General features: G+C 71.2%; 21 protein-coding genes. 12 read left to right on the top strand and 9 right to left on the bottom strand.

Going from position 1 to position 22136, the window contains the following annotated elements; genetic code table 11:
- Positions 1-197 precede the first annotated feature (197 nt).
- On the top strand, positions 198-908 hold the full coding sequence (phoU, locus tag WFJ01_RS08335; protein WP_251446160.1) for a phosphate signaling complex protein PhoU: 711 nt from the start codon (positions 198-200) through the stop codon (positions 906-908).
- 173 nt (positions 909-1081) lie between these two features.
- On the opposite strand, the gene WFJ01_RS08340 is transcribed toward phoU, so the two are convergent.
- Complete coding sequence (locus WFJ01_RS08340) at positions 1082-1825, bottom strand: phosphoglyceromutase (protein WP_442928042.1); 744 nt, start codon at positions 1823-1825, stop codon at positions 1082-1084.
- A 147-nt stretch (positions 1826-1972) separates the two neighbouring features.
- Here WFJ01_RS08340 and WFJ01_RS08345 point away from each other — a divergent pair, with 147 nt between their 5' ends.
- The gene (locus tag WFJ01_RS08345; protein WP_336628782.1) at positions 1973-2938 is read left to right on the top strand and encodes an intradiol ring-cleavage dioxygenase; all 966 of its coding nucleotides are present in this window, start codon (positions 1973-1975) and stop codon (positions 2936-2938) included.
- Positions 2939-2950: 12 nt separating this feature from the next.
- Here the strand turns inward: WFJ01_RS08345 and WFJ01_RS08350 are convergent, their stop codons facing one another.
- Positions 2951-3454, bottom strand: coding sequence for a GNAT family N-acetyltransferase (locus WFJ01_RS08350; RefSeq protein WP_295032764.1), 504 nt, complete (start codon positions 3452-3454; stop codon positions 2951-2953).
- Positions 3455-3510: 56 nt separating this feature from the next.
- Between WFJ01_RS08350 and WFJ01_RS08355 the strand changes: the two genes are divergently transcribed.
- Together WFJ01_RS08355 and WFJ01_RS08360 are read left to right on the top strand one after the other, a co-directional pair.
- Complete coding sequence (locus WFJ01_RS08355) at positions 3511-4332, top strand: class I SAM-dependent methyltransferase (RefSeq protein WP_336628783.1); 822 nt, start codon at positions 3511-3513, stop codon at positions 4330-4332.
- 118 nt (positions 4333-4450) lie between these two features.
- Positions 4451-4810: a hypothetical protein gene (locus WFJ01_RS08360; RefSeq protein ID WP_295032766.1), complete on the top strand. Its 360-nt coding sequence runs from the start codon at positions 4451-4453 to the stop codon at positions 4808-4810.
- Between the two features lie 9 nt (positions 4811-4819).
- Here WFJ01_RS08360 and pabB read toward each other — a convergent pair whose 3' ends face one another.
- From pabB to WFJ01_RS08380, 4 genes are all read right to left on the bottom strand, one after another.
- Positions 4820-6946 carry an aminodeoxychorismate synthase component I gene (pabB, locus tag WFJ01_RS08365; RefSeq protein WP_336628784.1) on the bottom strand — a complete coding sequence of 709 codons (2127 nt, stop codon included), beginning with the start codon at positions 6944-6946 and terminating at the stop codon, positions 4820-4822.
- Between the two features lie 13 nt (positions 6947-6959).
- Complete coding sequence (gene ygfZ / locus WFJ01_RS08370; RefSeq protein ID WP_336628785.1) at positions 6960-8111, bottom strand: CAF17-like 4Fe-4S cluster assembly/insertion protein YgfZ; 1152 nt, start codon at positions 8109-8111, stop codon at positions 6960-6962.
- Positions 8112-8113: 2 nt separating this feature from the next.
- The gene (locus WFJ01_RS08375) at positions 8114-8734 is read right to left on the bottom strand and encodes an FABP family protein (protein WP_292884177.1); all 621 of its coding nucleotides are present in this window, start codon (positions 8732-8734) and stop codon (positions 8114-8116) included.
- 199 nt (positions 8735-8933) lie between these two features.
- Positions 8934-9224 (bottom strand): hypothetical protein, encoded by a 291-nt coding sequence (locus WFJ01_RS08380; protein ID WP_251446133.1) that lies wholly within the window; start codon positions 9222-9224, stop codon positions 8934-8936.
- 68 nt (positions 9225-9292) lie between these two features.
- Here WFJ01_RS08380 and WFJ01_RS08385 point away from each other — a divergent pair, with 68 nt between their 5' ends.
- Positions 9293-9985: a winged helix-turn-helix transcriptional regulator gene (locus WFJ01_RS08385; protein ID WP_251446130.1), complete on the top strand. Its 693-nt coding sequence runs from the start codon at positions 9293-9295 to the stop codon at positions 9983-9985.
- A 7-nt stretch (positions 9986-9992) separates the two neighbouring features.
- Here the strand turns inward: WFJ01_RS08385 and WFJ01_RS08390 are convergent, their stop codons facing one another.
- Positions 9993-11375 (bottom strand): ATP-binding protein, encoded by a 1383-nt coding sequence (locus WFJ01_RS08390; RefSeq protein WP_336628786.1) that lies wholly within the window; start codon positions 11373-11375, stop codon positions 9993-9995.
- Positions 11376-11553: 178 nt separating this feature from the next.
- On the opposite strand from WFJ01_RS08390, the gene WFJ01_RS08395 reads away from it, so the two are divergent.
- The 7 genes from WFJ01_RS08395 (at position 11554) to WFJ01_RS08425 (ending at position 20275) form a co-directional block, all read left to right on the top strand.
- Positions 11554-13719 carry an RNA degradosome polyphosphate kinase gene (locus tag WFJ01_RS08395; RefSeq protein ID WP_295034111.1) on the top strand — a complete coding sequence of 722 codons (2166 nt, stop codon included), beginning with the start codon at positions 11554-11556 and terminating at the stop codon, positions 13717-13719.
- Positions 13716-14723 (top strand): NUDIX hydrolase, encoded by a 1008-nt coding sequence (locus WFJ01_RS08400; protein ID WP_295034110.1) that lies wholly within the window; start codon positions 13716-13718, stop codon positions 14721-14723. Before WFJ01_RS08395 ends, WFJ01_RS08400 begins: the two co-directional genes overlap by 4 nt.
- A 127-nt stretch (positions 14724-14850) precedes the next feature.
- Complete coding sequence (locus WFJ01_RS08405; protein ID WP_292884078.1) at positions 14851-15978, top strand: substrate-binding domain-containing protein; 1128 nt, start codon at positions 14851-14853, stop codon at positions 15976-15978.
- Positions 15979-16149: 171 nt separating this feature from the next.
- Positions 16150-17163 carry a phosphate ABC transporter permease subunit PstC gene (gene pstC / locus WFJ01_RS08410; protein ID WP_251446115.1) on the top strand — a complete coding sequence of 338 codons (1014 nt, stop codon included), beginning with the start codon at positions 16150-16152 and terminating at the stop codon, positions 17161-17163.
- Positions 17160-18254: a phosphate ABC transporter permease PstA gene (gene pstA, locus WFJ01_RS08415; RefSeq protein ID WP_251446112.1), complete on the top strand. Its 1095-nt coding sequence runs from the start codon at positions 17160-17162 to the stop codon at positions 18252-18254. The genes pstC and pstA overlap by 4 nt, the downstream gene beginning before the upstream one ends.
- A gap of 18 nt (positions 18255-18272) precedes the next feature.
- Positions 18273-19052 carry a phosphate ABC transporter ATP-binding protein PstB gene (pstB, locus tag WFJ01_RS08420; protein WP_251446109.1) on the top strand — a complete coding sequence of 260 codons (780 nt, stop codon included), beginning with the start codon at positions 18273-18275 and terminating at the stop codon, positions 19050-19052.
- Positions 19053-19168: 116 nt separating this feature from the next.
- The gene (locus WFJ01_RS08425) at positions 19169-20275 is read left to right on the top strand and encodes a phosphate ABC transporter substrate-binding protein PstS (RefSeq protein WP_336628787.1); all 1107 of its coding nucleotides are present in this window, start codon (positions 19169-19171) and stop codon (positions 20273-20275) included.
- Positions 20276-20350: 75 nt separating this feature from the next.
- Here WFJ01_RS08425 and WFJ01_RS08430 read toward each other — a convergent pair whose 3' ends face one another.
- Positions 20351-21082: a flavodoxin family protein gene (locus tag WFJ01_RS08430; RefSeq protein WP_336628788.1), complete on the bottom strand. Its 732-nt coding sequence runs from the start codon at positions 21080-21082 to the stop codon at positions 20351-20353.
- Between the two features lie 76 nt (positions 21083-21158).
- Positions 21159-22049: an aminodeoxychorismate lyase gene (locus WFJ01_RS08435; protein ID WP_336628789.1), complete on the bottom strand. Its 891-nt coding sequence runs from the start codon at positions 22047-22049 to the stop codon at positions 21159-21161.
- Positions 22050-22136 lie beyond the last annotated feature (87 nt).

Below are 22136 nucleotides of genomic sequence, written 5' to 3' on the forward strand. Positions count from 1 at the left end.
TCGGCGGGTTCCCGGCCGTCCCACCCCCTGGCGCGCTACTGTTCACGAGCACGGCACCAACCGTTAACCTTCGCCGAACAGAATCGGCTCGTGCGCGTCACGACCCGTGGCGGGCACCGCCCCGTGCCCGCGCCGCGGGCCGCCGTGCGACCCGCACCGTGCCGGAGCCAGGGTCACCGAACGAAAGGTGCGCAGCCATGCGCGAAGTCTTCCACCAGTCTCTCGAGGACCTGCAGGCGCAGCTCGTCGAGATCGCCGACCTCGTGGCCGTGTCGATCGAGAAGGCCACCCGCTCGTTCGCCACCAGCGACGTGGCGCTGGCCGAGGAGGTCATCGCCGACGACGCCCGCATCGACGAGCTCGCGGTCGCGCTCGACGAGCAGGCCATCGAGATCCTCGCCCGCCAGCAGCCCGTCGCCCGCGACCTGCGGATCGTCGTCACCGCGCTGCGGGTCAGCGCCTCGCTCGAGCGCATGGGCGACATGTCCGAGCACATCGCCCAGCTCGCGCGCCTGCGCTTCCCGGAGCGGGCGATCCCCAAGGGCCTCAAGGGCACGTTCACCCGCATGGGAGAGCTCGACGTCGAGATCGCCCGCACCCTGAGCGAGCTGCTGCGCACCCAGGATCTGCGTCTCGCGGACACGATCCGCAATGCCGACGACGACGTGGACGAGCTGCACGCGAGCGTCTTCGAGAAGGTGCTCAGCGACAACTGGAAGGGCGAGGCCGGCGCGACCGTCGACGCGACCCTCGCGAGCCGCTACCACGAGCGCTTCGCCGACCACGCGGTCGCCGTCGCGAAGAAGGTCGTCTACCTCGCGACCGGCGACTGGGCCGTCGACGAGGAGGACATCGCCCTCGCCGTCGAGGCGCAGGCCGAGGCGGAGGCCGGATCCGGGCTCGCCTGATCCCCCGCGCCGCCGTCAGATCGTCGAAGATCCGCCCCGCCGTTCCGGCCCGGGCGGATCTTCTCCTCTCGGGACGCATCCCCGACCTCCGTCGGGAGGCGGACCGACGACGGATCCCGCCCCGGGCCGGTTCGGAGAACCGGGCGGGACGGGATCCGTCGTCGGTCCGGGTGCTACTTCTTGCCCTGGTTCGCCACGGCGGCGGCGCCGGCGGCGGCGGCCTCGGGGTCGAGGTAGCGGCCGGGCCCGGTCGGCACGTTGTTGTCGTCGAGCTCGTAGACGAGCGGGATGCCCGTCGGGATGTTCAGCTCGGCGATGTCGTCGTCGCTGATGCCCTCGAGGTGCTTCACGAGACCGCGCAGCGAGTTGCCGTGCGCGGTGACGAGCACCGTCTTGCCCGCTTCGAGGTCGGGGACGATCGCGGACTCCCAGTACGGCAGCAGACGGTCGATCACGAGCTTGAGCGACTCGGTGCGCGGCACCTCGCCGTCGATGCCCGCGTAACGCGGGTCGTTCACCTGGCTGAACTCGCTCGCGTCGTCGAGCGGGGGCGGCGGAACGTCGAAGGACCGGCGCCACAGCTGGAACTGCTCGGGACCGAACTCCTCGAGCGTCTGCGCCTTGTCCTTGCCCTGCAGGGCTCCGTAGTGGCGCTCGTTGAGGCGCCAGGAGCGGGTCACCGGGATCCACAGCCGGTCGGCGGCGTCGAGCGCGATGTTCGCCGTCTGGATCGCGCGGCTGAGCAGCGAGGTGTGCAGCACGTCGGGCAGGATGCCCGACTCGGCGAGCAGCTCGCCGCCGCGGTGGGCCTCGCCCTTGCCCTGCTCGGTCAGCCGGACGTCCACCCAGCCGGTGAACAGGTTCAGTTCGTTCCATTCGCTCTGCCCGTGACGGAGCAGGATGAGGGTGCGCGTCATGCTCACAGCCTACGGCGTGCGGGCGCGGCTCCCGCGTCGCGGGTCCCTGCGTGACAGCGACGCCTTAGGCGACGCATAGCAGGCGCACAGGTCTGGTCCCGACGCGGTCGAGAGGATCCTTCTGTCACCGCACGAGAGGATCCGGACATGAGCACCTTCCCCGACCCGACCCGCACTCCGCAGGGCCCCGCCTACGAGGGCCGACTGCTCGACCGCCCCGAGGAGGAGGTCGTCGATCAGGGGGCGCCGTTCGACCTCCGCACCCTGTTCTCGCGCCGGACGGTGCTGAGCCTGGTCGGCCTCGGCGCCGGCGGCGCCGTGCTGGCCGCGTGCACGCCGAGCACGTCCACCGCCGCGTCCACGGTCACCTCGACGCCGGCGCCCACCGTCACCAGCACCACCCCTGCCGCCACGGCCGCGGCCACGACCGTCGCGGTCCCTGCCGCGGAGATCCCGGACGAGACGGCCGGCCCTTACCCGGGCGACGGCTCGAACGGCCCGGATGCGCTGACCGAGTCCGGGATCGTCCGGCAGGACATCCGCTCGTCGATCGGCACCGGCACCGCCGCCGCCGGCGTGCCGCTGACGTTCTCGCTGAACATCCTCGACATGGCGTCCGGCGACGCGCCCTTCGCCGGCGTCGCCGTCTACGCCTGGCACTGCAACGCCGCCGGCGGCTACTCGATGTACTCGTCGGGCATCGAGAACGAGACCTACCTGCGCGGCGTGCAGGTGGCGGACGCCGACGGCAGGGTGTCGTTCACCTCGATCTTCCCGGGGTGCTATTCCGGCCGCTGGCCGCACATCCACTTCGAGGTGTACCCGAGCGCCGCCGACGTCACCGACTCCGCGAACGCGATCGCGACGTCGCAGATCGCGCTGCCGCAGTCCGCCTGCGACGCCGTGTATGCGACCAGCGGCTACGACGGCTCGGCGCAGAACCTCGCCCAGACGTCCCTGACCTCGGACAACGTCTTCGGCGACGACGGCGGGGCGCTGCAGCTGGCGGCGGTGACGGGCGACACTTCGAAGGGCTACTCCGCGACGCTCACCGTGCGCGTGGACACGAGGACCGCACCCACCGGCGGATCGATGGGCGGCGGACCGCGCTGACCGACGGACGGGCTACGACCCCGTCGGCGGCGTGCCCGCCGCCGGGGTCAGGTCCTTCCGGTACCAGCGATCGGCGTACGGGGCGTCGTTGAACGCCTCGACCGGGCGGAACCCGAGGCTCTCGTACATCGCGCACGCCTCGACGAGGTCGGAGCGGGTGTCCAGCCGGAGCGATCGCAGCCCGCGGTCGAGAGCCGCCTCCTCGACCTGGAGGACCAGCCGACGCGCGATGCCCCTCCCCCGCGCTTCCGGCAGCGTGAAGACCTTGGTGAGCTCGGCGTGGCCGTCCACGAAGCGCGCTCCGGCGCAGGCGACCACGGCGTCGTCGTCCCGTGCCAGGAGCAGGATCCCGGTGTCGCCCTGGAGGTCATCGTACGGCTCGTCCGCGAGGACCGCATCGCGCTCGCGGTGCGTCGCGGGTCTTCCGTGGTATCGCGAGACCACCTCGGTCAGGTAGGTGCGCACGATCCCGTCCGCATCCGCCGTCCCCGGGATCCCGATCTCGATCGTCTGCACGCACAGCAGCCTAGGCCGGGACCGCGCCGGCCACCGGGACCGGGCAGGATGGAGGCATGGCGTCCTCACCGCTCGGCCGGCCCACCCGGGGTACGACCGGCACCAACCGGCTGCGCCGCAACGACCGCTGGATCGCCGCCTCCGACGCCTTCCGTCGCGCCGCGGATCCGCTCGTCGTCGACCTCGGCTTCGGCGCCAGCGGCGTGACAGCGTTCGAGCTCGCCGCGCGACTCGCGCGGGTGCGCGCGGATGCCGAGGTGCTCGGGCTCGAGCTCGATCCTGAGCGCGTGTCGACCGCTCGCGCCCAGCTCGCCGAGCTGCGCCGCGGCGCGGGGCACTTCCCCGCCGACCTGCCCGTCTCCTTCGCCCGCGGCGGGTTCGAGGTCCCGCTGCCCGACGGCCGCCGCCCCGCGGTGATCCGCGCCATGAACGTGCTGCGGCAGTACGACGAGGCCGACGTGCCCGACGCGTGGGCGCGGATGGCCTCCCGCCTCGCCCCCGGCGGCCTGCTCGTGGAGGGGACCTGCGACGAGATCGGACGCATTGCGAGCTTCGTCGACGTCGATGAGGCAGGGGCCCCGCAGCGCTTCACGATCTCGCTGCGGCTGGCCGATCTGGAACGCCCGTCGATCGTCGCCGAACGGCTGCCGAAGGCCCTGATCCACCGCAATGTGCCGGGCGAGCGGATCCACGCGCTGCTCACCGACCTCGACCGGGAGTGGGAGCGCGCCGCGGGTCTCTCCGCCTTCGGGGCGACGCAGCGCTTCCTCGCCGCGGTCGCCGCCCTGCGCGCCGCCGGGCGCCCCGTGCTCGGCGGCCGCACTCGCTGGCGCCTGGGCGAGCTCACCGTGCCGTGGAGCGCGGTCGCCCCGGCCTGAACGATCCTCCCCAGCGACGGGAGGATCCGGCTTCTGCACCGATTCCGCACGAGAAGCCGAGAGGTACAAGTGCCGCTCTAGGCTGGCCCTCACCACCCGGAACGCACAGAATGGGGGCATGTACATGTCCACGGACACCCTGGCCGTGATCGGCAGCGGCATCGGCGGCCTGCTGACGCTCGGCATCGCGATGTTCGCGGGCTTCGCGTGGGTGATCCGGCGGATGGACGCGATGGAGCACCGGCTCATCGTCCGGATGGACAGCGGAGATCAGAGACTCGACGAGAAGATCGATGCTGTCGAGCACAAGCTCAGCCAGAAGATCGACGCCGTCGACCAGAGACTCAGCCGAAAGATCGACGCCGTCGACCAGAGACTCAGCCGGAAGCTCGACGCACTCGAGCACGAGTTCACCGAGGTGAAGATCGCCGTCGCGCGCATCGAGGGCCCGCGCCCGCGCCTCATCGTCGAGCGATAGAGCCTGGACTCAGGCCTCGGGGAACACCGCACCGGTCAGACGCAGCAGAGGGCGGGCTTTGACCACGGTCTCGGCGTACTCCTCTTCCGGATCGGAGAGGGAGACGATCGCTCCCCCGACGCCGTAATCGAAGCCCCGATCGTGGCGGATCATGGTGCGGATCACCACGCTGAGGTCCACGGAGCCGTCGAAGGAGAAGTACCCGAGGGCTCCGCTGTAGAGCCCGCGCGGGCCGCCCTCCAGCCGATCCAGGATGGCCATCGTGCGCAGCTTCGGCGCGCCCGTCATGGATCCGGGAGGGAACGCCGCACGCACGCACGCGACGGGCGACGCGGCGCGCCGAGAGCGGACCGTGCTGACCAGCTGGTGCACCGTCGCGTAGCTCTCCACCCGGAACAGCCCGTCCACATGCACGGATCCGAGCTCGGCCGTGCGTCCGAGGTCGTGGCGGACCAGATCCACGATCATGAGGTTCTCCGCGCGATCCTTCTCCGAAGCGGCGAGCTCGGCGCGGATCCGCTCGTCCTCCGCCCGGGTGGCGCCGCGCGGACGCGTCCCCTTGATCGGACTCGATTCGACCGCGCCGTCCGCGGTGATGCGCAGGAAGCGCTCCGGGGAGGTGCTCAGCACGCTCACCCCATCGATGCGCAGGAACGCGCCGAACGGGGCCGGGTTCTGCCGGCGGAGCATCCGGTAGACCTCGAGCGGATCCGCGGCGTCCTCACCGTGCAGCAGGTTCGTCAGGCAGGCCTCGTACGTCTCCCCGGCCGCGATCTCCTCCTGCGCGGCGGCGATGAGCTCGAGGTAGCGCGCACGCGAGTGCCGCGCGGTGAGCACCGGCGGCACGCCCTGCTCCGCGGGCGGTGCGGAGCGCTCGGCGGCATCATCGGGGAGGGCGGCGATGCGGGCGGCCGTGCGCTCGATCCAGCCCGCGTCGTCGAGGGCGAGGAGGTGGATCCGGCCCTCGCGATGATCGACGACGAGCGCCCGATCGAGTCGGACGAGCAGGGCGTCGGGCGTCTCCGACCTCCGTTCGTGCGGGGAGCCGCACTCCGCCCGCAGCTCGTAGCCGAGCGCGCCCACCCAGCCCAGCGCGAAGGGAAGGTCTCCCGCGACGACCGCGGTCGCGGCCAGCTCGGCGTCCAGCCAGTCGAAGAACCCGGACCGGATCTCGCGGATCCCGTCGCGGTCGCGCACCGTGACGGTGCCGGCGTGCACATCGGCGAGCGCGGTCGGGAGCGTGTCGCCGCCACCGAGGATCGAATAGCGCGCACGGTCGTCGCCGGGCCGGTTCCCGTCGAGCCATACGGCCTGGGCGGCGTCGCGGTACAGCGCCGTGAACAGGGCCTCGGTGTCGACGGCACGGGTCAGCGTGCGCCGCAGGATCTCGCGCGGTGCGGTCCGGGAGCCGGCGACCTCCGGCGCGGCCCCTTCCGGCCGTGTGCGCTCGAGGACCTCCGCCGGCCGCGGGCGGTCGTCGAGCTCCTCCCGGACGAGCGCGATGAAGTTCGCCATCATGCGGGCGCCGTCGCGGGTGCCGATCGATTCGGGATGGAACTGCACCCCCCACAGCGGCAGCTCCCGGTGCCGGATGCCCATGATGACACCGTCGTCGGCGCGGGCCGTGACGACCATCTCCTCCGGCACCTCGTCGATCAGCAGCGAGTGGTAGCGGATGACCTCCACCGGCGACGGCAGCCCGTGGAACGGCCCGGTGCCGTCGTGCAGGACCGGCGAGGGCCGCCCGTGGCGGGGCTCCGGGGCGCGGCGGACCACGGCGCCGAAGGCGTGCGCCAGACCCTGGTGCCCCAGGCAGACGCCCAGCAGCGGGATGCGCCGTCGTGCCGCGAGGCGGATGACCTCGGCGCAGATCCCGAAGTCCTCCGGCACCCGCGGATCCCCCGGGCCGGGCGAGAGCACGACCGCGTCGAAGGCGTCGAGCACCGACGGGTGCCAGCCGGGCCAGTCGTTGTGCACCACCGTGGGCGCCTGCCCCGCGGTGGCCGCGATCTGATGCACCAGGTTGTAGGTGAACGAGTCGTAGTTGTCGATCAGCAGGATGCGCAGCGGCCGGGACGGCGCGACGCTCCCCGTGTTCGCGCCGATCGGTCCCGCCTCCCCGGTCGCGCCGCCCACCGCCGGCACCGCGTCAGTGCGCGCCGCGCGGATCCGGCGCGGACGGCCGTCGGGAGAGCCGGGTCAGCCGCGGCACCTCCGCCGTGGCGCCGGCGTCGGCGGGGACGATGACCTCCTGCGCCGCCGCGACGTCCCCCTCCGGGGTGCGCACGACGAGGTCGCCGGCGGGCGCGCGCCGGGACAGGATGGCGAGCGCGATCGGCCCGAGCTCATGGTGACGTGCCGCCGAGGTGACGTGGCCGACCTCGTCCTCGGCGGATCCGTCCGCCGCCTGCGCGAGCACCGGGCTCCCCGGAGCGGGCAGCACGCTCTCGCTGCCGTCCAGGTGCAGGGCCGCGATGCGGCGGGGCGGGTGCCCGAGGTTGTGCACCTTCGCCACGGTCTCCTGCCCGCGGTAGCAGCCCTTGTTCAGGTGCACCGCGCTGCGGATCCAGTCGGTCTCGTGCGGCAGCGACCGCTCGTCGACCTCGGCGGCCCAGCGCGGACGCCAGGCCGCGATGCGCAGGGCCTCCGCGGCGAGCGCGCCGGCCCAGACGGTCGAGGGGTCGGCGGCGAGTCCGGCCGCGGCCTCGGCGTCGATCACGGCGGTGCGCCAGTGATAGCCGGCACCGGGGTGCTCGCTGCCGTCGCCTCCGACGCCGACGTAGTACTGGTGCCCGCCGGGCTGCACCCGGGGCCACGGGTCCGTCCAGACCACGGCGACCCCCTGCGGAGCGAGGGCGGCGCGCTCGGCCTGCTGCTCGGCGGCGGCGCCTGCGAAGAAACCGACCACCGTCAGCTCGGGACGCACGGCGACCGTGACGTCGGCGCGGAAGACCATGCGCTGCAGCCAGACGGCCAGCGGCTCGGCGTCCGCGGCATCGGCGATCAGCCAGGTGGAGGCGCCGTCGTCGACGACCGCGGCGACGTGCTCGACCCTCCCCTGCGGATCCAGCACGAGCAGTTCCGTGCTCTCCCCCGCGCCCAGGCGCGCGACGGACTGAGAGGTGATCGAGTCGAGCCAGCCGAGCCGCTCGGATCCGGTCAGCTCGATCACGGTCCGGTCGGTGAGCGGGGCCAGCGCCTCGCCTGGCTCGAGGGCGCGCTGCTCGCGCACCGGATCGCCGAAGTGCGCCACGGCGTCGCCGTCGAGGATCGCCCCGGGCAGTGCCGGGAAGCCGGCCACGATCAGACCTTCGCCAACCGCGCGGAAGCGTGCGAGCCCAGCCCGGCGCCGAGGGCGGCGATGTCCCACGCCCACAGCAGATGACCGTCGACGAGACCGTACATGCGACTTGCGGCGCCGTATTCCTTGGCGCCCTCGGCCCGGACGATCGCGTCGGTCGCGATGTCGATGCGCGGGCCGTCGATGCGGCCGAGGTAGAGCTCGAGCGTGCCGTCGGAGTGCGCGATCGACACCTCGATCGCGAAACCGCCCTCCGGCAGTCGCAACGCCTCGACGTCGTCGACCGTGCGCGCCGCGGAGCGGCTCTCGCGCGGCGGCAGCAGTGCGGGACCCGCGTCCTGGGCGTCGGCGGGACGCGCCAGCCGCCAGTAGCCGGACTCGGCGACGAGCGCGACGGATTCGCCCTCCTCGGGCGTGAACGTCGCCGTCGCCGCGTAGTTCAGGAACGGCCCGCCGTCGTGGCTGAAGCTCACGCGGTGGGCGAACTCGCCGCGGAACCGGTGGTCCTCGCCGCCGTCGGGGTCCGGCACGTCGTAGTCGATGACGCCGGTGCCCTCCCAGACGCCGAGCAGCCACGACAGCGGAACGATGTCGGCGGGCAGGTCAGAGGGGAGATCGAGCATGCGCGGCCTTCCGGATCGGCGGAGTCAGTCCGGCGGAAGCGATCAGCGCTGGCCGCGGAACAGGTTGACCAGTACGGCTCCCGCGCAGAAGGCGATCGCAAGCCCCGCCAGAGCCAGCAGGCCGACGAAGAAGAGTTCGAGCGCGACGATGTCCATGCCCCTACTCTAACGCGGTCGACAGGGTCGTCGGCGCGCGGGGTCAGGCGCCGAAGAGCGCGGCGACGCCGAAGCCCGCCGAGACGATGCCCATCACGAGGAGCGCACCGAGGCAGCCGGCCGAGACCCGGAGGATGAACCCGCGGGTCTCGCCGCGGAACAGCTGCACCGTGAACGAGAGCAGCACGCAGAGCCCGAATCCGATCACGTACCAGGGCATGAGCAGCCCTGCCGGCGCGATCACCCCGATCAGGATCGCCGCGACGGCGGCGGCGGCCCAGGTGACGACGAGCCCGACGAAGGGGCTGCGCGGTGCGAGGACGGGTTCGGCCATGCGCCCATTGTCACCCATCCGCGCTGTGCCTGCGCTGCTGAGTAGAGTGTCAAACGGAAAGGATCCGCGTGGCGCAACTCCTGGTGCTGACGTCTCCCAGCAGCGAAGGGCCTGTTCTTCCCGCCCTCGAGCTGCTGGGCCACCGCGTCCGCGTCATCCCCGCGCAGCCGGCGGAGCTGGTCACGGCGCCCGACGCCGACGCCGTGATCGTGGATGCCCGCACCGACCTCGTGGCCGCCAAGTCGCTCTGCACGCTCATCCGCACGACGGGGCTGCGGGGACCGCTGCTGCTCGTCGTCACCGAGGGCGGGATGACCGCCGTGAACGGCGAATGGCGCATCGACGACGTGCTGCTCACCGGGGCCGGCCCGGCCGAGATCGACGCCCGGATCCGTCTCGCCCTGTCCCGCGAGGCTCCCGCGTCCGAGCCGGTGCGCGTGCAGACGTCCGGGCTCACGATCGACGAGCAGTCGTACTCGGCGAAGCTGCGCGGCACTCCCCTGGACCTCACGTACAAGGAGTTCCAGCTCCTGCACTTCCTCGCCACGCACCCGTCCCGGGTCTTCACCCGCGAGCAGCTGCTCAGCGAGGTGTGGGGGTACGACTACTTCGGCGGCACCCGTACCGTCGACGTGCATGTGCGGCGACTGCGCGCCAAGCTCGGCGACCAGGAGCACATCATCGGCACCGTGCGCAACGTCGGCTATCGCTTCGCCGTCGACGAGGACGACACGCGTCCGGTCTCGCCCGGCCCCCGCTGACGCCCGCTCAGCATGCGCCGTGGGCCGGGAAGCCCTGCGGCGCACTCCCCTCCCCGGCGCCGGGGTCGTCGCCCAGCATCCGCCGGGTGAGCTCCTGCCGTGCGTCGAGGAGCTCCGCGAGCGCCGCCGACAGGTCCGCATCCACGGGAGCCTCCCCGCGCTCGGCCGCGCGCAGCACGCTGCGGCGCACGAGCTCCTTCGCGAACGATCCGGTCACGCCCTCGGTCGCGTCGGTCGCCGCGCGCAGCGCCTCGTCGCCGAAGCCGAGACCCCGCGCGTAGTGGCGGTAGAGCCGCTCGCGCTCGGCGCGCGCCGGCCGCGGCACCTCCACGGCGAGATCGACCCGGCCGGGTCGCTCGGCGAGGGCGCGCTCCAGCACCTCGACGCGGTTGGTGGTCATCACGAAGGCGACGTCGGCATCCCCGTCCAGGCCGTCCAGCGCCTCGAGCACCTCGAACAGCAGCGGCTGCGGCGAGGCGTTCCGCTCCATCGCGACGAGGTCGATGTCCTCCAGCACCACGATCGACGGCTGGAAGGTGCGCGCGACCTCCGCCGCCGCCGACACGAACCGGATGCTCGGGCCCGACAGCAGCACCACGGTCATGCCCGGCGCACGGGTGAGCAGGTGGCGGACGGTGAGCGTCTTCCCGGTCCCCGGCGGGCCGTAGAGCAGCACGCCGCGCTTCAGATGCTGCCCCGAGGCCCGCAGCAGCTCGCGGTGCTCGCCGATCCCGATCACGTGCTGGACGACCCCGTCGAGCAGGCCGTCGGGGAGGACGACGTCCTCCGCCGCGACCGACGGACGCGGCACGAAGGTCGCACCGGCGTCCTGCCCGTACTCGGTGGGCACGAAGGACAGCACCCGCCCGCGCAGGACGCTGTGCGAGATCATCCGGGCGCGAACCGCGGCGAGGAAGCCCGAGACCACGTCGGAGTCCGCCCCCATGACCTCCAGCGATGCGCTCCTGCGCCCGAACTGCGGCGCGGCGCCGCGCTGCGTCACCGCCAGGGGCTGTCCGTCGAAGTGCAGCAGGCGCACCCCCAGCGCCACGACGCGCCGCGTCGTCCCCGGCCCCGAGGCGCGCTCCACGTAATCGACCGGACCGGGCCCGTACGGGAAATGACCGTTGCCGACGTACTCCGTCATGCTCTGGTGCTGACGCTGTTCGCCGCCGGTGACGCCGATCAGACGGCCGTCCGACTCGGCGGACAGCAGCTCCAGCGCGATGTCCGCGTCGACGAGGCGATGCTCGGCGATGCTCTCCTTCACGATCGGCAGAGTCTCGGCGTCCACGCCGAGGTGGGCGCTGATCACGTCGCCGAGCGGAGTGCGCCTGGCCCGCAGCTCCGCGTGGGCGAACTCCTGCGCCGAGGTCAGATACCCGCTCACCGCGCAGCAGTTCGCGATCGTCCTGATCGAAGTCCATGGATCCCCCCGGGTCGCCTGCTTCGTAACCTACCAACGCCCACCCGGCCGCGACCAGGGTCGGACGGGCACCTGGCGGGCCGCGCGGAGCGGATTCCGACCCGTTCACCTGCAGGCAACATCCTCCTGACATGATGGGCGCATGATCGATCCCGCACTGGCAGATTCCGGTCTCGGCGACGCCGAGGACGACGACTTCGACGAACTCGTGGCGCCGGACGACTCGCTCCTCCCGGAGAACCGGTACCTCGACCGCGAACTGAGCTGGCTGGCGTTCAACCAGCGCGTGCTCGAGCTCGCCGAGGACGAGACCCTGCCGGTGCTGGAGCGGGCGAACTTCCTCGCGATCTTCGCGAGCAACCTGGACGAGTTCTTCATGGTGCGCGTCGCCGGCCTCAAGCGCCGCATCGTCACCGGGCTCGCCGTGCCGACGAACGTCGGCCGCGCACCGGTCGAGGTGCTCGCTGACATCTCCGCCGAAGCGCACAAGCTGCAGCTGCGTCATGCCGCGGCCTGGACCGGCCTGGTGCGGCCGGCACTGACCGCCGAGGGCATCAGGATCGTGGACTGGGACGACCTCGACGGCGAGGCCAAGGCCGAGCTGACCGACTACTTCCAGGCCAACGTCTTCCCCGTGCTGATGCCGCTCGCGGTCGACCCGGCGCATCCGTTCCCGTACATCTCCGGGCTCTCGCTGAACCTCGCGATCCGGATCCGCAACGCCCGCACCGGCCGGCAGGAGTTCGCGCGCCTCAAGGTGCCGCCGATGCTGCCGCGCTTCGTCGAGGTGCCCTCCGACGACGGTCAGCTGCGCTTCATCCGGCTCGAGGAGCTCATCGCCAACCACCTCGACGACCTCTTCCCCGGGATGGAGGTGCTCGACCACCACGCGTTCCGGCTCACCCGCAACGAAGACGTGGAGATCGAGGAGGACGAGTCGGAGAACCTCATCCAGGCGCTCGAGGCCGAGCTGCTGCGCCGCCGCTTCGGGCCGCCGATCCGCCTCGAGATCACCGACGACATGGACGACGTGACGCTCGACCTGCTGATCAGCGAGCTCGACATCACGGATCAGGAGGTCTACCGGCTCCCCGGGCCCCTCGACCTGCGCGGCCTCTTCGGCCTCGGCAGGATCGACCGCCCCGATCTGCGGTACACCCCGCACGTGCCCACGACCGCCCTCGCGTTCAAGCCGGGCGCGAACGAGCGCATCGACATCTTCAAGGCGATCCGCAAGGCCGATGTGCTCGTGCATCACCCCTACGAGTCGTTCACGACGAGTGTCGTGGCGTTCCTCGAGCAGGCCGCGCGGGACCCGCACGTGCTCGCGATCAAGCAGACCCTGTACCGCACCTCGGGCGACAGCCCCATCGTGCAGGCGCTCATCGACGCCGCCGAATCGGGCAAGCAGGTGCTCGCGCTCGTCGAGGTCAAGGCCCGCTTCGACGAGGCCAACAACATCGTGTGGGCGCGCAAGCTCGAGAAGGCCGGCGTGCACGTCGTGTACGGCCTGGTGGGCCTCAAGACGCACTGCAAGCTCGTCAACGTCATCCGCGAGGAGGACGGCGTGCTGCGCAGCTACAGCCACATCGGCACGGGCAACTACAACCCGAAGACCAGCCGCATCTACGAGGACTTCGGCCTGTTCACCGCCGACCCGCAGGTCGGCAAAGACCTCACCCGCCTGTTCAACGAGCTCAGCGGCTACGCGATCGAGAAGAAGTTCAAGCGTCTGCTCGTCGCCCCCCTGCACCTGCGCAAGGGCCTGCTGCGGCAGATCGAGCACGAGCGCAAGAACGCCCTGGACGGCAAGCCGGCGCACATCCGCATCAAGGTGAACTCGATGGTGGACGAGGAGATCATCGACGCCCTGTACCGCGCGAGCGCGGCCGGCGTGCCCGTGGACGTGTGGGTGCGCGGCATCTGCAGCCTGCGCACCGACCTTCCCGGCATCACCGACAACATCACGGTGCGCTCGATCCTCGGGCGGTACCTCGAGCACTCGCGCATCTTCGCGTTCCACAACGACGGCGACCCCCAGGTCTACATCGGCAGTGCCGACATGATGCACCGCAACCTCGACCGTCGCGTCGAGGCGCTGGTGCGGGTCACCGACCCCGCGCACATCGACGAGCTGGTCGGGTTCTTCGACCTCGCCCTCTCCCCCGAGACGTCGTCCTGGCACCTGGGAGCGGGCGGCGAATGGACCCGGCGCGCGTTCTCCGAGGTTGGCGCTCCGCTCGTGGACCTGCAGGATAGGACCATGTCGCAGATCCAGAAGCGTCGCAGGGCACGGGCGGTCCGATGACCCCCAGCCCCTCCGGATCCTCCGTCGCCACCGCCGACACCACGGGGATCACCGTCCTCGCCGACCGCCCCGACCGTGCCGTGTACGCCGCGGGCGGGCTGGTCTGGCGCGTCGTGGAGGACAAGCTGCGGATCCTGCTGATCCACCGCACGAAGTATCGCGATGTGACGCTGCCCAAGGGCAAGGTCGATCCGGGCGAGATGCTCGCGGAGACCGCGGTGCGCGAGATCTTCGAGGAGACCGGCATCCGGGTCTCGCTGGGCGCCCCCGTGGGCGTCTCGCGGTACACGATGGCCAACCGCAAGCAGAAGGTGGTGCACTACTGGGCCGCCGAGGCCACCGACGACGCCGTGCGCGCGTCGGTGTTCGTGCCGAACCGCGAGATCGCGGCCCTGGAATGGGTGAGCCTGAAGAAGGCGCGCGCACGGCTCAGCTACCCGGTCGACGTCGAGATCCTGGACGCGTTCGCGAAGCTCGTCGACGACGGGGCGCTGCGCACCTTCCCGCTCATCGTGCTGCGGCACGCGAAGGCCGCGAGCCGCGGGGTGTGGCTCGGAACCGATGCCTCCCGTCCGTTGACCCCCCGCGGGCACGCGCAGTCGAAGGCGATCGTGGGACCGCTCCGCGCCTTCGGCGTGCAGCGCATCGTGACCAGCGACGCGCGCCGCTGCGTGGAGACGGTGACGCCGCTGTCGAAGGCCATCGGCCAGAAGATCCGAAAGACCGAGCTGCTCAGCCAGGAGGCCTGGGAGGAGGGGAAGTCGGATCCGCGCACGGTGATCGGCAAGCGCGTGCGCTCCGGCAAGCCCGCGGTGCTGTGCAGCCACGGCCCCGTGCTGCCCGACATCCTGCGCGAGATCGCCCTCGCGACCGGCACCATGCACGGCTCCTACCTCGGCAGCGCCTCCGCGCTCGAGGTCGGCGCGTTCAGCGTCGTGCACCTCAGCGCCACCAATCCCGGATCCGGGATCATCTCGATCGAGACGCACCTGCCGAAGATCTGAGTGCTCGGGTCGCTGACGGCCGTTCACCCCCCGTTTACCTTCGATCTTTGATCGCGTAACAGACGCCGCATATCGTCTGGCGTGGCCCTGCACCAGGGCACACTCGACACAGCGAAGGACTTGAATAGTGAAGCTCAACCGCATCACCACGATCGGCGCAGCCGGCGTGCTCGCCGCGATCGCGCTCGCGGGCTGCTCCTCGACGCCCAGCAGCACGAGCACCGAATCCTCCTCGGCCGCTCCGACCTCGAGCGGCGTCACCTCCCCGGTGGACGCCTCGCTGACCGGCACGATCACCTCGGGCGGATCCAGCGCCCAGGCGAATGCACAGGCCGCGTGGACCGCTGCGTACAACGCTCAGGCCAAGGGCGTCACGATCAACTACGACAAGTCGCAGGGCTCGGGCGGTGGCGTCACCAACTTCCTCAGCGGCGCCTACGACTTCGCCGGCTCCGACTCCCCGCTGAACGCGGACCAGACCACCCAGTCGAAGGGCCTGTGCACCGAGGGCGGCATCAACATCCCCGTCTACCTCGACGGCGTGGCGATCGCCTTCAACATCCCGGGCGTGACCGACCTCAAGCTCAGCGGCGAGACCATCGCCAAGATCTTCGCCCTGCAGATCACCGACTGGTCGGACGCGGCGATCACCAAGGACAACGGCAAGGCGCTCCCCGCCGGCAAGATCACCACGGTCGCGCGCTCGGACGGGTCCGGCACCACGGCGAACTTCACCAACTACCTCGCCGCCACGCAGTCGAGCGTCTGGACCTTCCCCGCGGGCAAGGACTGGCCGGTCGAGGGCGACGTCTCCAAGCAGAAGGGCGGCTCCGGCGTCGTCCAGGCGATCGAGGCCGGCACCGGCACGATCGGCTACGCCGACCACTCCGCGATCGGCAAGCTCGCCAGCGTCGCGATCCTGCAGGACGGCAAGGCCATCCCGTTCAGCGCCGAGGCCGTCTCCAAGACGTTCGAGGTCGCCGCGGTGGAGGCGTCCAACGGCGTCAAGGGCGATCTGTCGAAGAAGTTCGACTACTCGAAGCTGACCGCCGAGACCTACCCGATCCCGCTGGTCTCGTACGCGATCGCGTGCACCACCTTCAAGACCCCGGCCCAGGCCGAGCTGGTGAAGTCGTACATCGGCTTCATCGACAGCACGATCGGCCAGCAGGTCGCCGTCAAGAACGCCGGCGCCGCCCCGCTGCCGGAGTCGGTGCTCAAGGCCGCTCAGGAGTCGCTCGCGACCATCAAGTAATCCTCAGACCGGGTCCGGGTCGGCTCCCTGCGGAGCCGACCCGGGCTGGGCAGGACAGCCGATCCACGCGGAGGTCCTGCCGAGTTTCCGTGCTGGCCCGATCACCTCTCCGGCCCCTGGGGCGGAGCACAAACGAAAGACGCGCACACATGCGAGATCAGGAGTGGGACCGTGACTGACGTCGCGCAGACCGGTGGCGCGACAGCGGCCCCGACCGACAAGCTCGTCGGCAAGCGTCGAGCCGGCGACGGCTTCTTCCTCGGCCTGTCGACGACGGCCGCCGCCTCGATCATGGTGATCCTCGCCGGCGTCGCGATCTTCCTGATCCTCAAGGGCCTTCCCGCCATCACCGCGAACTGGGAGACCAACCACGATCTGGCGGGCTACCAGAACAAGAACTGGGGCAGCTTCTGGAACTACGTCGCCCCGCTCCTCTGGGGCAGCCTGTGGTCCTCGCTCATCGCGCTGGTCCTCGGCGCCCCGGTCGCCATCGGCATCGCCCTGTTCATCTCGCACTACGCGCCGCGCAAGCTCGCCGGGCCGCTCGCCTACGTGGTGGATCTGCTCGCGGCCGTGCCCTCGATCGTCTTCGGCCTGTGGGGCGTCATCGTGATGCGCCCCTTCCTCACGCCCCTCGCCCAGTTCCTGAACGAGTACCTGGGCTGGATCCCGCTCTTCCGCGGACCCGTCTCGAGCACGGGTTCCACCATGCTCGCGGGCGGCGTCGTGCTCGCGGTGATGATCCTGCCGATCATCACCGCCCTGACCCGCGAGATCTTCCTGCAGACGCCTCGGCTCAACGAGGAGGCCGCGCTCGCCCTGGGCGCGACGCGCTGGGAGATGATCCGCCTGGCGGTGTTCCCCTATGCGCGCAGCGGCATGATCTCGGCGATCCTGCTCGGCCTCGGGCGTGCGCTCGGCGAGACGATGGCGATCGCGCTGATCATCTCGCCGTCGATCCTGTTCTCCTTCGCCGTCCTGACCGACGGGTACAACTCCCAGACGATCGCCGGGAACATCGCCAACAACTTCCCGATCGCCACCGACATGCAGCGCTCCGCCCTCATCGGCACCGGTCTCATGCTGTTCGTGGTCTCGCTGGCGGTCAACATGCTCGCCCGCGGCATCATCGGCCGCTCCACGAACCGCACACGCAAGGCCCCGAAGATCGGAAAGCGCGCATGACCGCCGTCACCTCCTCTCCGGCGACCGCTTCGTCGATCACGCTCACCAGCGGCCAGCTGCCGCGCTGGATCGAGCCGGTCCTGGCGGTCGGCACGGCGGCCGTCGTCGCCGCCGTGCTCCTCGTGCTCCAGCTCTTCAACCCGGCCGTGTGGCTCGTCCTCACCGCCGTGTTCTACCTCCTCGCCATCGGCATCGGGGCCGGCATCGTCGAGGGGCGCCGCAAGGCGGTCGATCGCGTGGTGCGCGGTCTCGTCGTGTGCGCGTTCATCCTCGCCGTGGCCCCGCTGATCTCCACGCTCTGGACCGTGGTCGCCCAGGGACTGAAGGTGCTCACCTGGGACTTCGTGACCAAGGTCGGCGGCAGCGTCTTCGACCCGAACACGCTCGCCGTGACGAACACCCCCGGCGCGCTCCAGGCCGTCGTCGGAACGCTGATCATCACCGGGATCGCCGCCGTGATCTCGGTGCCGATCGGCATCCTGGCGGCGGTGTACCTGACGGAGTACGCGCAGCCGAGCAACCCGATGCGCCGCGTGATCACGTTCCTCGTGGACGTGATGACCGGCATCCCCTCGATCGTCGCCGGTCTGTTCGCCTTCTCGCTGTTCGCGCTCATCGTCGGCCCGAAGGCGTTCAGCGGCTTCTCCGCGTCGATCGCCCTCTGCGTGCTCATGATCCCGATCGTGATCCGGTCCACCGAGGAGATGATCCGCCTCGTCCCGAACGAGCTGCGCGAAGCGTCGCTCGCCCTCGGCGTCCCGCGGGCGACCACCATCATCAAGGTGGTGCTGCGCACCGCGGCGAGCGGCATCGTCACGGGCGTCGTGCTCGCCGTCGCCCGCGTGGTCGGCGAGACCGCCCCGATCTTCATCGCGGCGAGCTTCACGGACAACTTCAACGCGGACCCGTTCAGCGGCCCGATGCAGACCCTGCCCGTGATGGCCTACACCTCCTGGGCGTTCCCGGGCAAGGACATCGAGGCCTCGCAGGCGCAGGCCTGGGGCGCCGCCCTGCTCCTGGTCATCGTCGTCGTCATCTTCAACCTCATCGCTCGGATCGTCGCGAAGGCATTCGCGCCGAAGAGCCGCTAACTCCCGAAGGAACTCACCGTGTCCAAGAGCATCGAAGTCAACGACCTGAACGTCTACTACAGCGACTTCCTCGCCGTCGAAGGCGTGTCCATGAACATCGAGCCGCGCACCGTGACCGCCTTCATCGGGCCGTCCGGCTGCGGGAAGTCGACGTTCCTGCGCACGCTCAACCGCATGCACGAGGTGATCCCGGGCGCGACCGTCAAGGGCAGCGTCTACATCGACGGCGAGGACCTGTACGCCCCGGGCGTGGATCCGGTGCTCGTGCGCCGCCAGGTGGGCATGGTGTTCCAGCGCCCGAACCCGTTCCCGACGATGTCGATCAAGGAGAACGTCCTCGCCGGCGTGCGCCTGAACAACAGGCGGATCTCGGCGTCCGACGCGAACGACCTCGTGGAGAAGTCGCTGCGCGGCGCGAACCTGTGGAACGAGGTCAAGGACCGCCTCGACAAGCCCGGCGCGGGTCTCTCCGGCGGCCAGCAGCAGCGCCTGTGCATCGCGCGCACCATCGCGGTCTCCCCGCAGGTCGTGCTGATGGACGAGCCCTGCTCGGCACTGGACCCGATCTCGACGTTCGCGATCGAGGAGCTCATCACCGAGCTCAAGAACGAGTTCACGATCGTGATCGTGACCCACAACATGCAGCAGGCCTCGCGCGTGAGCGACAAGACGGCCTTCTTCAACATCGCGGGCACCGGCAAGCCGGGCAAGCTCATCGAGTACTCCGACACGGCGGCGATCTTCACCTCGCCCAAGGAGCAGGCCACCGAGGACTACGTCTCCGGTCGCTTCGGGTGATCCCGGGCCGCGTGCTTCCGGTCGGATCCTGATCCGCCCGGCGGTCCGGCGCCCGTCGCCCGGATCCCCCCTCCGGGACCCTGGGCTATCCTGGGCGACGACCGAGGGGATCCATCGTGACGAACCGCCGCATCTCGACGGCCGCCGCAATCGCCCTCGCATCGGCCCTCGCCCTCGCAGGCTGCACCGCGCCCGGCGGCGCTCCCCGCACGTCCGCCGCAACGACTCCGCCGCCCGCGCCGGTCTCCGGCAGCATCCTCGGCGCAGGATCGACGGCGCAGAAGAGCGCCCTCCAGGCGTGGGCCGGACTCGTCGCCGCCGCGCATCCGGGTGCGCAGGTGGGCTTCGATGCCCGCGGCTCCGCCCTCGGCCGCCAGGCGTTCCGGGAGGGGCAGGTCCCGTTCGCCGCCTCCGACGTGCCGTTCTCGACGGATGAGGTCGCGGCAGGCGGCTTCCGGGCCTGCGCCGAAGGGGCGCAGCTCGTCGAGATCCCCGCCTACGTCTCCCCCGTCGCGATCGTCTTCGCACTCGACGGCGTCGATGCGCTGAAGCTCTCCCCCCGGGCCCTCGCGGGCATCTTCGCCGGGATCGTGACCCGATGGGACGACCCCGCGATCGTCGCCACCAATCCGACCGCGGCGCTGCCGTCGAAGCCCATCCTTCCCGTGCACCGCTCCGACGCCTCGGGCACCACGGCCCACGTCACCGACTATCTGTCGCAGACCGCTCCCGACGTGTGGACCGCCGGCACGGTGGACACCTGGCCCTCCGCCCTCGACGGCCGTGCCGCGCAGGGCGCGGCCGGCCTCGCCGCCGTCGTCCGCGCCACCGACGGCGGCATCGGGTACGTCGACGCGTCCGCCGCCGGCGACCTGCCCTCGGTGCAGATCAAGGTCGGCGGCGGCTGGGTGGAAGCATCGGCCGCCGGTGCGAGGACGGCGATGGACGCCGCCCGGATCGAGCAGGGTCGCGCGCCGGGCGACCTCGCGACCACGATCGACCGCGGCACTCCCGCCCGCGGCGCCTACCCCGTGCTCCTGGTCGGCTATCTCATCGGCTGCTCCCGCTATGAGGACGCCGAGACCGCCGCCCTCGTGAAGACCCTCTTCTCGACCGCGGTCTCGGCGGAGGGGCAGCAGCGGGCGGCCGACGCCGCCGGAAGCGCGCCGATCTCGGAGGAGCTGCGCACCAGGGCGCAGGCCGCGATCGACCTGATCTCCTAGGCCTCCGACCGCCCTCCGGATCCGCCGCCTCCGAGCCGAGGACGGCTCCGCCCGAGGACCGCCGTCTGCGCGCGCTCAGCGGTACTCGGGATTGGCGTCGTAGCCCCACCGCTCGCCGTCGTTCCAGGCCTGGCGGAGGTTGCCGTAGGCGGGGATGCCGCCGGCGTCCTTCAGCCGGCGCGCGGTGTGCAGGAGATTCCAGGTCATGAACGTGGTGTTGCGATTCGTGAAGTCGTTCTCCGGTCCGCCCGACCCCGGATCCAGATAGCTCGGCCCCGGTCCGATCGCCCCGATCCAGCCGGCGTCCGCGGCCGGCGGAATGGTGAACCCGATGTGCTGCAGGCTGTACAGGATCGACATCGCGGCGTGCTTGACGCCGTCCTCGTTGCCCGTGATGATCGCCCCGCCGGTCTTGCCGTAGTACACGTACTGGCCCTTGTCGTTGAAGAGCCCGCTCATGGCGTAGAGCCGTTCGATGAGCTTGCGGGTGATCGAGGCGTTGTCGCCCAGCCACAGCGGGCCGCCCACGACGAGGATGTCGGCGGCGGCGATGAGCGGCCAGATCCGTTCAGGCCACTCGTCGCTCGTCCAGCCGTGCTCCCGCATGTCCGGGTAGACGCCGGTGGCGACGTCGTGGTCGATGAACCGGATGTTTTCGACGGCGACACCCTGCGAGCGCATCAGCGCGATGCTGCGATCCATCAGCCCCTGCGTGTGGCTGGGTTCGGGGCTCCGCTTCAGGGTGCAGTTGACGAACACGGCGCGGAGGTCGTCATAGGCCGCCGGAGCGGCCGGGTGCTCTGCCATGGGGGCAGACTACGTCGATCACGCCGCCCCGGCCAGCCCCCGGGCGCCGGTGGACCCCGGTGCACGACCCGTCGGATCAGTCCCGCGCGGAGAGCAGGTACGCGTTCAGGGTGTCGGTGAACGCGCGATCGATCGGGAGCGGACGGTCGTCGATCGCCGCGATCGGGGCGGCGAGGCGCACGCTGGAGACGAGCCAGGCCTGGTCCGCGGCGGCGAGGTCGGTCGTCGGCACCGTGGCGTACTCCGTGGCGAAGCCCTGCTCCTCGAGGTGCGCGAAGAGGCTGATCTGCGTGGTGCCCTGCAGGATCCCGCCGTGCGGGGCCGGGGTGACGAAGCGGTCGCCGAAGCGCAGGATGAGCGACGCGGTCGGGGCCTCCAGCACGACGCCGTCGGTCGTGACGAAGATCGCGTCGTCGGCGCCCCGGCGGTGCGCCTCGCGCAGAGCCGCCATGTTGATCGCGTAGGACAGGGTCTTCGCGCCGAGCAGCAGCCACGGCGAGCGCTCGGCGGCGCCGCTGTCGTAGCCCCGGTCGAGCGTGACGACACGGATCCCCTCCGTGCGGGCGGCAGCGAAGTCACCCGCAGGAGCGGCCGTGACCCACGCCGTGGGCGCCGGACCGTGGTCGACGCCGCGGCTCAGGATGAGCTTGATGACCCACTCCCCCGGACCGCACTCGGCCGCCGCGATCGCGATCGCCTGCCGCCACTGCTCGCGGTGCGGTTCGGGCAGGTCGCACAGCGCCGCCGAGTGCGCCAGCCGCTGCACGTGCGGCTCGACCTCCTGGGCGTGCCCGTCGACGACCCCGATCGACTCGAAGATGCCGTCGCCGCGCTGGGTGCTCAGCTCTCCGACACTGAGCGCGGGCGCACTCGGGTCGATGCGGCGGAAGCTGTCGCTGAAGTCGGCGCGCTCCCCGTCCGTGGACTCGGCGGGGGTGATCAACAGGGCGAAGCGGGCGGCGGCCATAGGACGAGCTTAGGGCGTGCGCGGGGAGGGCCGGATCCTGCTGTGCACCTCGCGCGGAGATGTGCGCCTCAGTCGGACAACCTCACT

It is taken from the genome of Microbacterium sp. MMO-35 (genome assembly GCF_037147555.1).
Lineage (GTDB): Bacteria > Actinomycetota > Actinomycetes > Actinomycetales > Microbacteriaceae > Microbacterium.